14 protein-coding genes and 1 pseudogene are annotated in these 11,658 nt (G+C 45.8%); 7 read left to right on the top strand and 8 right to left on the bottom strand.

Annotation, left to right across the window (positions count from 1 at the left end):
• From argF to AND4_RS17690, 4 genes are all read left to right on the top strand, one after another.
• On the top strand, positions 1-894 hold an 894-nt coding region (gene argF, locus AND4_RS17710), incomplete at its 5' end, for an ornithine carbamoyltransferase (RefSeq protein WP_009844363.1).
• 276 nt (positions 895-1,170) lie between these two features.
• On the top strand, positions 1,171-2,100 hold the full coding sequence (pyrB, locus tag AND4_RS17700) for an aspartate carbamoyltransferase (RefSeq protein ID WP_009844360.1): 930 nt from the start codon (positions 1,171-1,173) through the stop codon (positions 2,098-2,100).
• 17 nt (positions 2,101-2,117) lie between these two features.
• Complete coding sequence (pyrI, locus tag AND4_RS17695) at positions 2,118-2,579, top strand: aspartate carbamoyltransferase regulatory subunit (protein ID WP_009844359.1); 462 nt, start codon at positions 2,118-2,120, stop codon at positions 2,577-2,579.
• Between the two features lie 165 nt (positions 2,580-2,744).
• Entirely contained in the window at positions 2,745-3,134 is a 390-nt protein-coding gene (locus AND4_RS17690; protein WP_009844358.1) for a RidA family protein, read from the top strand.
• A 92-nt stretch (positions 3,135-3,226) separates the two neighbouring features.
• Here AND4_RS17690 and AND4_RS17685 read toward each other — a convergent pair whose 3' ends face one another.
• The 8 genes and pseudogenes from AND4_RS17685 to mlaF all read right to left on the bottom strand — a co-directional run bounded on the left by AND4_RS17685 (position 3,227) and on the right by mlaF (position 8,667).
• Positions 3,227-3,952 (bottom strand): 1-acylglycerol-3-phosphate O-acyltransferase, encoded by a 726-nt coding sequence (locus tag AND4_RS17685; protein WP_009844357.1) that lies wholly within the window; start codon positions 3,950-3,952, stop codon positions 3,227-3,229.
• 147 nt (positions 3,953-4,099) lie between these two features.
• Positions 4,100-5,365, bottom strand: a complete 1,266-nt coding sequence (murA, locus tag AND4_RS17680) for a UDP-N-acetylglucosamine 1-carboxyvinyltransferase (protein ID WP_009844356.1) — start codon at positions 5,363-5,365, stop codon at positions 4,100-4,102.
• A gap of 9 nt (positions 5,366-5,374) precedes the next feature.
• Positions 5,375-5,629, bottom strand: coding sequence for a BolA family iron metabolism protein IbaG (gene ibaG / locus AND4_RS17675; protein WP_009844355.1), 255 nt, complete (start codon positions 5,627-5,629; stop codon positions 5,375-5,377).
• Positions 5,622-5,945 (bottom strand): lipid asymmetry maintenance protein MlaB, encoded by a 324-nt coding sequence (locus AND4_RS17670; RefSeq protein ID WP_009844354.1) that lies wholly within the window; start codon positions 5,943-5,945, stop codon positions 5,622-5,624. The genes ibaG and AND4_RS17670 overlap by 8 nt, the downstream gene beginning before the upstream one ends.
• The gene (locus AND4_RS17665; protein WP_009844353.1) at positions 5,945-6,583 is read right to left on the bottom strand and encodes a phospholipid-binding protein MlaC; all 639 of its coding nucleotides are present in this window, start codon (positions 6,581-6,583) and stop codon (positions 5,945-5,947) included. The genes AND4_RS17670 and AND4_RS17665 overlap by 1 nt, the downstream gene beginning before the upstream one ends.
• A 3-nt stretch (positions 6,584-6,586) precedes the next feature.
• Positions 6,587-7,084 (bottom strand): outer membrane lipid asymmetry maintenance protein MlaD, encoded by a 498-nt coding sequence (gene mlaD / locus AND4_RS17660; protein ID WP_009844352.1) that lies wholly within the window; start codon positions 7,082-7,084, stop codon positions 6,587-6,589.
• Positions 7,085-7,086: 2 nt separating this feature from the next.
• A complete protein-coding gene (gene mlaE, locus AND4_RS17655; RefSeq protein WP_009844351.1) occupies positions 7,087-7,878 on the bottom strand; it encodes a lipid asymmetry maintenance ABC transporter permease subunit MlaE in 792 nt (263 codons plus the stop codon).
• Positions 7,868-8,667, bottom strand: a pseudogene (gene mlaF, locus AND4_RS17650) (phospholipid ABC transporter ATP-binding protein MlaF). Before mlaF ends, mlaE begins: the two are co-directional and overlap by 11 nt.
• Before the next feature lie 395 nt (positions 8,668-9,062).
• Here mlaF and AND4_RS17645 point away from each other — a divergent pair.
• The 3 genes from AND4_RS17645 to lptC all read left to right on the top strand — a co-directional run.
• The gene (locus tag AND4_RS17645) at positions 9,063-10,028 is read left to right on the top strand and encodes a calcium/sodium antiporter (RefSeq protein WP_009844348.1); all 966 of its coding nucleotides are present in this window, start codon (positions 9,063-9,065) and stop codon (positions 10,026-10,028) included.
• Positions 10,029-10,063: 35 nt separating this feature from the next.
• The gene (kdsD, locus tag AND4_RS17640) at positions 10,064-11,035 is read left to right on the top strand and encodes an arabinose-5-phosphate isomerase KdsD (protein ID WP_009844347.1); all 972 of its coding nucleotides are present in this window, start codon (positions 10,064-10,066) and stop codon (positions 11,033-11,035) included.
• A gap of 89 nt (positions 11,036-11,124) precedes the next feature.
• On the top strand, positions 11,125-11,658 hold a 534-nt coding region (gene lptC, locus AND4_RS17635; protein ID WP_009844346.1), incomplete at its 3' end, for an LPS export ABC transporter periplasmic protein LptC.

The following is an 11,658-nucleotide window of genomic DNA, read 5'->3' as shown; positions in this document are numbered from 1 at the left end:
GGAACAGAGCAGAAGAAACTTTTAGGTAAAAACATCGCACTCATATTCGAGAAGTCTTCTACTCGTACCCGATGTGCGTTTGAAGTCGCCGCCTTTGACCAAGGAGCTCAAGTCTCTTATATCGGTCCCTCTGGCTCGCAAATCGGCCACAAGGAATCAATGAAAGACACCGCACGTGTTCTTGGTCGTATGTACGACGGCATCGAATACCGTGGGTTTGGTCAGTCTATTGTTGAAGAGCTTGGGGCTTATTCTGGAGTGCCCGTCTGGAATGGTTTAACGGATGAATTCCACCCCACTCAAATCCTTGCGGACTTTCTCACCATGCAAGAACACGGACGCGGTAAACAACTGCATGAGATGGCGTTTGCCTATCTTGGTGATGCTCGCAATAACATGGGCAATTCACTTATGGTAGGCGCTGCCAAAATGGGCATGGATATTCGCCTTGTCGCACCAAAAGCCTTCTGGCCAGAAGAAACATTGGTCACAACTTGCCAAGAAATTGCCCTGCAAACAGGCGCAAAGATCACTCTGACTGAAAATGTTGAGGAAGGCGTTAAAGGTTGTGATTTCCTCTATACCGACGTTTGGGTCTCAATGGGCGAATCCGACCAAGCTTGGGATGAGCGCGTGGCACTGATGACCCCTTACCAAGTCAATATGACTGTGATTGAGCAAACAGGCAATCCCCACGTCAAGTTCATGCACTGTTTACCAGCGTTCCACAATGATGAAACCAGCCTTGGTAAAGAGGTGGCTAAGAAATACGACATGAAAGGGCTCGAAGTGACCGAAGACGTGTTTGAATCGGAATACTCGATTGTGTTCGACGAGGCGGAAAACCGCATGCACACCATCAAAGCAGTAATGGTAGCAACCTTAGGCAATTAGCCAATATCGGTCACAAAATGCATGATGTAATCGCTTGCGCTGGGTAAAGTTAAGCGTATAATGCTCGGCAATTTATCTGAGGATAACGAGATGACCAAGCCGATTGCTGACGTAAAAACGCGACTTGCTCTAACTAAGCGACTACGCTCACGTGCTGTTATTTTCGTTAATTCTATTGAATTTTAAAACCTCCCCATTTGGGGAGGTTTTTTTATGTCCAAAATGCCATCACGGTGAATTTTGGGGATCGTCACCACTGTCATAGGGAAGAAGATCATGGCGAACTCGCTTTATCAGAAGCACATCATCTCGATTCCAGAGCTTTCACGTGAAGAGCTGGAGCTGATTGTTGAGACTGCAGATCAGCTAAAAAAAGAACCTCGTCCAGAGCTTATCAAAAACAAGGTTGTCGCTAGCTGTTTCTTTGAGCCATCCACGCGCACTCGTCTGTCCTTCGAGACCGCTATTCAGCGTATCGGTGGTGATGTTATTGGTTTCGATAACGGTGGTAACACCTCTTTGGCGAAAAAAGGCGAAACACTGTCTGATTCGGTACAAGTTATCTCTTCTTACGTCGATGCATTCGTAATGCGTCACCCTCAAGAAGGGGCAGCACGTTTAGCGTCTGAGTTCTCTAACGGTGTACCTGTTATCAACGCAGGTGACGGTGCAAACCAACATCCAACACAAACTCTACTCGACCTATATACGATCGCTGAAACGCAAGGCCGCTTAGACAACTTAAACGTTGCGTTTGTCGGTGACCTAAAATACGGCCGCACCGTGCACTCTTTAACTCAAGCCTTGGCTAAGTTCAGCAACATTCGCTTCTTCTTTGTTGCACCAGACGCACTCGCAATGCCAGATTATATTTGCGAAGAGTTAGACGAAGCAGGCATCCAATACAGCCTACACACAGACATGGAAAGCGTGATTCCTGAACTCGATATTTTGTACATGACTCGCGTACAGAAAGAGCGTTTTGATGAGTCGGAGTACGCACACATCAAATCAGCTTACATCTTGACTGCTGCGCTGCTAGAGGGGGCCCGTGAAAACTTGAAAGTATTGCACCCGCTACCACGCGTCGATGAAATCACCACAGACGTCGATGTAACACCACACGCGTACTACTTCCAACAAGCAGAAAACGGCGTTTACGCACGCCAAGCCTTGTTGGCATTGGTTCTAAACGAAACGCTGTAATCGAGGGAGAAAAAGACATGATTAAAGAAACTCAATTGCAGGTAGAAGCAATCAAAAACGGCACAGTCATCGACCACATTCCAGCACAAATTGGTATTAAGGTGCTAAAACTATTCGATATGCATCACTCTTCTCAACGTGTGACGATCGGCTTGAATCTGCCTTCATCAGCAATAGGCCACAAAGACCTACTGAAGATTGAAAACATATTCATCAATGAAGAGCAGGCTAGCAAACTGGCGCTGTACGCGCCACACGCAACAGTTAACCAAATTGAAAACTACGAAGTGGTAAAGAAGCTTGCACTCGACCTTCCTGAACGTATCAACAATGTATTTGAATGTCCAAATAGCAACTGTATTACCCACAACGAACCAGTTGCAAGCAGCTTCCAAGTGTTCGAGAAGAAGGAGGAGATTCGTTTGAAGTGCAAATACTGTGAGAAAGTCTTCGCACGTGAAATTGTCACGGAGCGTTAATTTTCTGCCTCGGTTCTTGGTCGGCATAAATTAGCCAATACTCCGCCTGTGCGGGGTATTTTGCTCTTTACGAACTTTATGTTTGGAGGCACACTGATTATTGTTAAGAACGCTCAAATGACTTGAGTACACTCTTTAATCCCCTAAACAGATGGAACAATTCAAATGACGAAAGTACTTCACACTGAGTCTGCACCAGCAGCAATCGGTCCTTACGTTCAAGGCGTAGATCTAGGCAACATGGTTCTTACTTCTGGCCAAATCCCAGTCAACCCAGCGACAGGTGAAGTATCTGCAGACATCGCAGAGCAAGCTCGTCAGTCTCTAGAGAACGTAAAAGCCGTTGTTGAAGCATCAGGCCTTAAAGTCACTGACATCGTTAAAATGACAGTTTTCGTTAAAGACCTCAATGATTTCGGTACGGTAAATGAAGTTTACGGCAAGTTCTTCGATGAGTACGAAGTAGCAAACTACCCTGCTCGCTCTTGTGTAGAAGTGGCACGCCTTCCAAAAGATGTTGGCATCGAGATTGAAGCCATTGCAGTCCGCAAATAATTGCGCTGATAAACAATAAAAGACAACAAAAAAACGGGTAGCTTAGGCTACCCGTTTTTTATTATCTTTTGACTGTCATATCACAGTCAAATTTAAGCCGCGTTGCGCTGTTTCACTTCCGCATCCAAGGCTTCTAGTTTCTCTTTCATCTGTTCACGACAGACATTAGCTAACTCACGTGTACCTTCTTTACCGTAGCCTTGCGTACTTACAGGAGGCAGCATCTCAATGATCACGTGGCCATTGTTCCAGCGATTGAATTTAATGTGATCGGTCGAACTACACACAATTGGAATGATTGGTACTTCTGCACCGATAGCGGCATGGAATGCCCCCGTCTTAAATGGCAGCAAGCCTCGACCGCGTGAGCGCGTACCTTCTGGGAACATCCACACTGACACATCGCTATTTTTGATGCTATCTATGACTTGATCAATCGTCCCTTTTGCTTTGGAACGGTTGGCACGGTCAATCAGAATGTTACCTGTCAGCCAGTAAAGCTGACCAAATAAGGGCATCCACGCGAGACTCTTCTTACCTACCGTTACAACCTTAGGCGTCACTGCTGAAGACACAGTGAAAAGGTCCCAGTTGTTCTGGTGGTTGGCAATGTATACATGTTGACCGCGAGAATAGGCATCTTCTGGGATACGCAACTCCAACTTGATGCCAAATACGCGTGACATCTTGCCGAATAGACGACCAAAAGTGAAAACGTGCTTAGGATTTCGAGGGCTTAGAAGGCAGTACCCACAGCCACCAATAAACATCACAATTGCGAAGATTGCGACAGCAAATACACGTAACAGTGTAATCATTATTGTTCTCCAGGAACTGGCTTTACGCCAGCTACAACTATTATTTGTTCTTTTAACATAGTCAGGAACTATGACAGAAAGCGCGATATAAAAAAGCCGAAACCTGAGTTTCGGCTCTCTTCATATCGAGGTAAATCACCAATCAGTTTAACCCGCCTCACCCACACGCTCAATATTTGCGCCGAGTGCCGCCAGTTTATTTTCGATTTTGTCATAACCACGGTCAATGTGGTAGATGCGATCAACGACAGTCTCACCTTTCGCAATACACCCTGCAATCACCAAACTTGCCGAAGCTCGTAGGTCAGTTGCCATCACTTGTGCACCACTTAGAGAATCCACGTCACCACAGATAACCGTATTGCCTTCAATTTCCGCTTTCGCGCCCATACGCATTAGCTCTGGCACGTGCATAAAACGGTTTTCAAAAATAGTTTCCGTGATCACGCCGCCGCCTTTCGCCATCATGTTTAATAGCGTAAATTGCGCCTGCATATCTGTCGGGAAACCTGGGTGAGGCGCGGTACGAATGCTCACGGCTTTTAGCTCACGATCAGTCATATCAACAGAAATCCAATCTTCACCAGTTTCGACCAATACGCCCGCTTCTTCTAACTTAGCCAGTACCGCCTCTAGAAGATGAGCATTGGTGTTGCGACATACCACTTTACCGCCAGAAACCGCTGCTGCTACCAAGAAAGTTCCTGTTTCGATACGGTCAGCAACGACGTTATGTTTGCCACCACCGAGGCGTTCAACACCTTCAATCGTGATGGTATCAGTGCCTGCACCAGAGATTTTCGCGCCAAGTTTATTCAGAAAGTCAGCGGTATCAACAATTTCAGGCTCACGCGCGGCGTTGTCTAGCGTTGTTGTCCCCTCTGCAAGTGCTGCTGCACACATGACCGTAATCGTTGCACCAACACTGACTTTGTCCATCACTATGTGTGCACCTTTTAGGCGACCATCGACTTCCGCTTTAACATAACCGTCTTCAAGAGTAATCGTCGCACCAAGCTGCTCTAGACCTGTAATGTGCAGGTCAACAGGACGCGCACCGATGGCGCAGCCACCTGGCAGAGAAACCTGACCTTGACCGAAGCGCGCGACAAGAGGGCCAAGCGCCCAAATAGATGCACGCATGGTCTTTACTAAATCGTAAGGAGCGCAGTATTCATCGATACTGCTTGAATCAACGTAAACGGAACCATTGCGGCTTACTTTTGCGCCTAGACGCTTAAGCAACTCCATGGTTGTGTCGATATCACGAAGGTGTGGCACATTGGCCACTTCTACTGGCTCTTCCGCCAAGATAGACGCAAATAAAATCGGCAGTGCTGCGTTTTTTGCACCTGAAATGGTCACTTCACCAATCAGTGGTTTATCTGACCCAATAACTCGAAACTTTTCCATCAATAAACCTTAAAGCGACATTAGCTTTTTATCACGAGCCCACTCTTCTGGAGTGAACGCTTTGATCGATAGCGCGTGAATGTCGTTACGCTGGATGTAATCCATTAGAGGACCGTAAATTAACTGCTGCTTCTTAACGCGGCTCATTCCATCGAAACAAGCATCAACAGCAACCACTTCATAGTGGCTACCTTCACCTTTTACATGCACTTCTTCAAGGTTTAGTGCTTCTTCTAGTAACTGTTGTACTTTTGCGCTATCCACAATTTACCCCTGTAATATGTTTGGCCACTAAAGATTCAACATTGCTCAGTTGAAACAAAGTGCGCAATTGCGCCGGCACGAAACTCAACATTATATGACAGTTTTGCTTTTTTGCATGCTCTAATAAGTGGATTAACATCACCATTCCCGCAGAGTCGATGCGTTCAATCTCTTCTAACGAGCATTCTAACTCGGTTTGAGCTGGCTGCCATTGCTGCGCCACCGCCCACAATGTAGGCACTGAGTCACGGTCCAACGCCCCTGTAAGCTTAAGAATATCAGCGTGTAAATGCCACTGAGAATGAGGCTGCTTCATTACTTCGCCGCCTCGAAACGGATTGGCTGCGCCGCCAATTTTTCAAGATCTTTTGCTACCGCAAGGATGCCCTCTTGACGAATCTTTGTCTTCCACTCTGCTTGCTTACTTGAAAGTAAGCTAATGCCTTCTGCAACCATGTCGAATGCCAACCATTCACCTGTTTTCTTATCTTTGCGCAGTTTGAATTCAAGTTTGATGTTTGGCCGCGGAGCGTCAATGATATCAACCTTAATACTGGTAATACGCTTAGAAGGCGCCAACTTTGGTGCAGGGCCAAATTCAATTTTTTGATCCGAGTATTGCGTGAGAACTTGCGCATATGAAGTCACTAAATAAGCACGGAATGCTGTGATGAATTCTCCCACATCTTCTCGCTTCGCCCCTTTTAGATTTGGACCAAGCAGTTTCAATGCCGCGTAGCGATCATTCACATAAGGCATCAGCTCTTCTTCAACAATGCTTTTTAACAAGTTTGGATCTTGTTTAATTTGCGCTTGCTCATTTTTAAGACGCTCAAACGTCACTTCCGCAACCTGCTTCATCATTTGGTGCGGTTGAGTTTTATCCACTTCCGCAGCTGCCGCGCCAAAGGCAGTAAATACCGCTAAGAATGAAAGTAATAATCTCGAAAACATGGGTTATTCCTTACTCGTGTCAGCAGAATCGTCTGAACCACCAATACTGTACAGAACCTGACCAATTAGGTCTTCCAGTACCAATGCTGATTTGGTGTCTTCTATGGTATCACCATCAACAAGCATTTCTTCGTCATCAAACACAAAGCCCGGCACTAGGCCAATGTATTGTTCGCCAATTAAACCTGATGTCAGGATCTGTACGCTAGAGGTCTCTGGGAACTGGTTGTACTGGCTATTAATCGACAAATTCACTACCGGTAATAAGCTATCAGTGTCGAGCGCAATGCTACTTACACGACCGATAACAACACCACCAACTTTCACTGGAGAGCGTACTTTCAAGCTGCCAATATTATCGAACTCGGCTTTCAGGGTGTAAGTATTGCCAGAGCCGATGCTCTTTACGTCAGCAACCTGAAAAATCATTACAAGAATCGCGCAAATTCCTGCTAATACAAAACTGCCAACCCATAATTCTGTTTTACGTGTTTGTTGCATGATTAATTCCCAAACATCAATGCGGTCAGTACAAAGTCTAGTCCCAGTACTGCTAAAGAAGAATGCACAACTGTGCGCGTTGTTGCTCGGCTGATCCCTTCTGAAGTAGGAATAGCGTCATAGCCATTAAATAGAGCGATCCAAGTAACGGTAATCGCGAACACAATGCATTTGATCATGCTATTACCGATGTCTTGACCTAACTCAACCGAAGATTGCATCGCAGCCCAGAAGCTGCCGTAATCTACGCCTTTCCAATCCACACCGACAAGCTGCGCGCCCCAAATACCAACCGCCATGAAGATCATAGCTAATAATGGCATTGAAATCGCCCCCGCCCAAAAACGTGGTGCAATGACACGTTTTAACGGGTCCACTGCCATCATTTCTAAGCTTGAAAGCTGCTCTGTGGCTTTCATTAATCCGATCTCCGCCGTCAATGCGGAACCAGCACGACCTGCAAATAGAAGAGCAGTAACCACTGGCCCCAATTCACGAAGCAGCGATAACGCAACCATCTGACCAAGGCTACCTTCTGCGCCGTAATCCACTAGAACAATATAACCTTGCAAGCTCAATACCATACCGATGAATAAACCAGAGACAATAATGATTGCCAGTGATTGCACGCCAACGGAATACAGTTGCTTAATCAGAAAAGGGAGATTTTTAATTGGCTGTGGCCGAGTCACTAACGCACCAATGAGCATCAATGTTGCGCGACCGAACGCCTCACAAATGTCCAATGTGCGTCTGCCTAGTGAAGCGACAAATTGAATCACGCTATCGACCATCAAATAAATCCTTTTCGATACTTTGCGCAGGGAAGCGGAATGGCACAGGGCCGTCCGCTTCGCCTTGCAAAAATTGCTGAACGCGAGGGTCCGGATTGTCTCTCAGTTCTTGAGGAGAGCCACGAGCAATCACTTTGCCATCAGCCATCAAGTACACTAAATCGGCAATGCTCATCACTTCTGGTACATCGTGAGAAACGACGATAGAGGTCACCCCTAATGCTCGGTTGAGGTTACTGATCAATTCAACCAAGACCCCCATTGTGATTGGGTCTTGCCCAACAAACGGCTCATCGTACATGATAAGGTCTGGATCAAGCGCAATCGCACGAGCCAAAGCGGCGCGACGTGCCATACCACCAGAAAGCTCACTTGGCATTAACTCTGTCGCACCACGTAAGCCCACCGCTTCGAGCTTCAACAACACCATGGTTCGGATGAGCTCTTCGGAAAGTTCAGTGTGCTCACGTAAAGGAAACGCCACATTATCGTACACATTCAGATCGGTAAATAACGCACCTGATTGAAACAACATGCTCATTTTTTTGCGTGCGTGATACAACTTTTTGCGTGACACGCTTGAATGTTGTCACCATCAAACCAAATCTCACCCTGTTCAGGGATATCTGACCGCAATGAGCGCAGTAGTGTCGTTTTACCGATACCCGACGGCCCCATAATGGCTGTCACCTTCCCCTTTGGAACGTGCAAATCAATACCATCAAAGATCTTGCGCTTGCTGCGCGAAAAGGTGAGATTGTTAACGGTAACTAAATCGTTATTCGACATACTATCTCTTCTACTATTCGTGAGTGGTTCTCACAGAGTTGCAATCCAACTCTCTCTCGACTGTCCAAAATATTACGTCGAGAATATCCTAAAGCAACTTGGGTATACTTATTAAGCTGCAATAATAAGCACATTGAACGTTAATTAAAAGCACTGTTCAATTAAACAAGACCAACGAAACCTTAGCAAATCGCGATAAAATATGACGAAATAGAAAAGCAATGTTTACCTCTCACGCCGAAAGAGTGTATTGGGAACAACAATTGAATGAGCAACAGTTAACCACAACTTCGTCACTAACCTTTAATTTATTTATTGTTTATCTTCCATTTTTGGCCACAAAAGGTCAAAATTAGCGGTTACTTACTTCATTTATTTACTATTTAGGAATCATCATGCTCGAAGCCGTAGCGTTGCTAATCGTCGGTCTTGTCTTACTTGTTTGGAGCGCAGATAAACTTGTTTTTGGATCTGCTGCTCTGGCCCGCAACGTCGGTATTTCACCTCTAGTGATAGGTATGACTATTCTAGCAATGGGTTCGTCTGCACCAGAGATGATGGTTTCAGCTACTGCAGCATGGGATGGCAAAACCGATACTGCTGTCGGCAACGTGCTCGGTTCGAACATCGCCAATATTGCTTTAATCCTAGGTATTACCGCGTTTATCAAACCACTTTCTATTAGTTCCGCTGTCGTTCGCCGTGAACTGCCTTTGATGATAGCGGTGACTGTACTTGCTGGCATTTTGCTTTGGGATAGCTACTTGGGGTTATATGAAGGCATCTTATTGTTCGTTCTGTTCGGTGGGTTCTTGTTTGCTATGCTGCAAATTAGCCGTAAAGAACAAAAGGCGGGTGATGCGTTTATTGAGGAACAAGAATCGGAAGTACCAGAGGGCGTAACCAACCCTAAAGCAATAATGTGGGTTGTGATTGGCTTGATACTGCTCCCTCTAGCAGCAAACATATTGGTCGATAATGCCGTCATTATCGCGAAACATTTTGGTATGAGTGACCTAGTGATTGGTCTTACCATCATCGCTATCGGTACTAGCCTTCCAGAACTGGCAGCCTCTCTTGCTGGCGTGCTCAAAGGCGAAGACGACATGGCCGTTGGTAACATTATCGGCTCGAACGTGTTCAACATCCTTGCGGTTATGGGACTGCCTGGTGTCATCAATCCATCAACACTGAGCGAATACGCTATGGGTCGTGATTTTTGGGTGATGCTAGGGATATCTCTCCTTCTTGTTGCTATGTGTCTAGGTAAGTCACGCAGCGTCAACCGCCTTGAGGGTAGCATACTGTTTTTATGTTTCTTGGGTTACCAAGTGTACTTATTCGCAAACATGGCTGCCTAATAACAGCATAAGTTAAGACAAATTGGAGCACTGATATGTCCACTCAATTTGATTTTCGCGCAGCAGCTAAACAGGTTCTTGATATTGAGATCTCAGCCTTACAACAACTAGACCAATACTTTGACCATCAGTTTGAGCAAGCGTGCGATTTGATTCTTTCCAACAACGGTAAAGTGGTCGTAATGGGCATGGGAAAATCAGGTCATATCGGCACTAAGATTGCTGCAACGCTTGCCAGCACTGGGACCTCTGCATTTTTCGTTCATCCGGGAGAAGCTGCGCATGGTGACCTTGGTATGATCAGCGCAGGTGACATTGTTATCGCGATTTCAAACTCTGGGGAGTCCCACGAGATATTATCTCTGTTCCCAGTATTGAAGCGACTTAATATCAAAATCATCAGCATGACAGGCAAGCCAGCATCGAATATGGCAAAGCTGTCTGACCTGCATCTGCAAATTACAGTACCAAAAGAAGCGTGCCCACTTGGCCTCGCGCCAACCAGCAGTACAACAGCCACCTTAGTAATGGGGGATGCACTGGCGGTCGCACTTCTTCAAGCCCGTGGATTCCGTGCTGAAGACTTTGCACTGTCGCACCCTGGTGGTACGCTGGGGAAAAAATTACTGCTCAAACTGTCTGATATAATGCACTTCGGCAATGCTCTACCAAAGGTGCCACCAAACGCTTTGATTCGTGACGCCTTACTCGAGATTTCTGAAAAAGGCTTGGGCATGACTGCCATCGTCGATGAGCACGATGCTATGCTTGGTATATTCACCGATGGCGATTTACGCCGTACTTTGGATAAACGCATTGATATACATACAACCACAATTGATGAAGTCATGACACAAAGCCCGACGACTGCGCATCCAGAGATGCTGGCAGTGGAAGGGTTGAATCTGATGCAAGACAAAAACATCAATGCTCTAATCTTGTGTGATGACAATAAAATTGTTGGCGCACTGAACATGCATGATTTATTGAAGGCTGGCGTGATGTAATATCGCGATAACCAAGAATTTAACGATAAATTTAACAGATTAAGGCAACGGTCAGGGAAGTACTGAGCTAGGATAAAGGCCTTTATTTTATGAGTTTTACTCGCCTTATTTATTTGCTCTTGATCTTTGTTGTCGCGTGGTGCGGTTATTATCTACTGACACCAAAAAGCAACGAAGTCATCCAAGTAGCATCAAACAAAGAACTGCCTATGTTCAGTGGTACTGGACTAGAAAACATCACCTATGGTGAAGATGGTGTTCGCAGCTACATCATCCGTTCTACCAACTTGGAGCACTACTCCAAGAGTGGAGACACGATTTTTAAGAGCCCAATACTGATGGTTTACCGTGAGGGTAGCGTCATAGAGTGGAAAGTCACTGCGACAAGAGCAGTACTTGACGAAGACCGAGTTCTGACTTTGTACGATAACGTACTAATGAAGAACCTATTGCCTGATGCGAGTTTTGATACCATGGCGACAGATAAATTGGTCATCAACCTCACCAATCGTGATTTTAAAGCCGATCAACAAGTAATGTTGGTTGGGCCACAATTTGAAACAACCGGAGGCGCGATGCAGGGGAACTTAAAAGCCCACACTGCGACTCTGACAGATGAAGTT

It is taken from the genome of Vibrio sp. AND4, assembly GCF_000171815.1.
GTDB lineage: Bacteria > Pseudomonadota > Gammaproteobacteria > Enterobacterales > Vibrionaceae > Vibrio.
The sequence above is the reverse complement of the archived record's forward strand: the minus strand, read 5'-3'. Positions and strand labels throughout refer to the sequence as shown.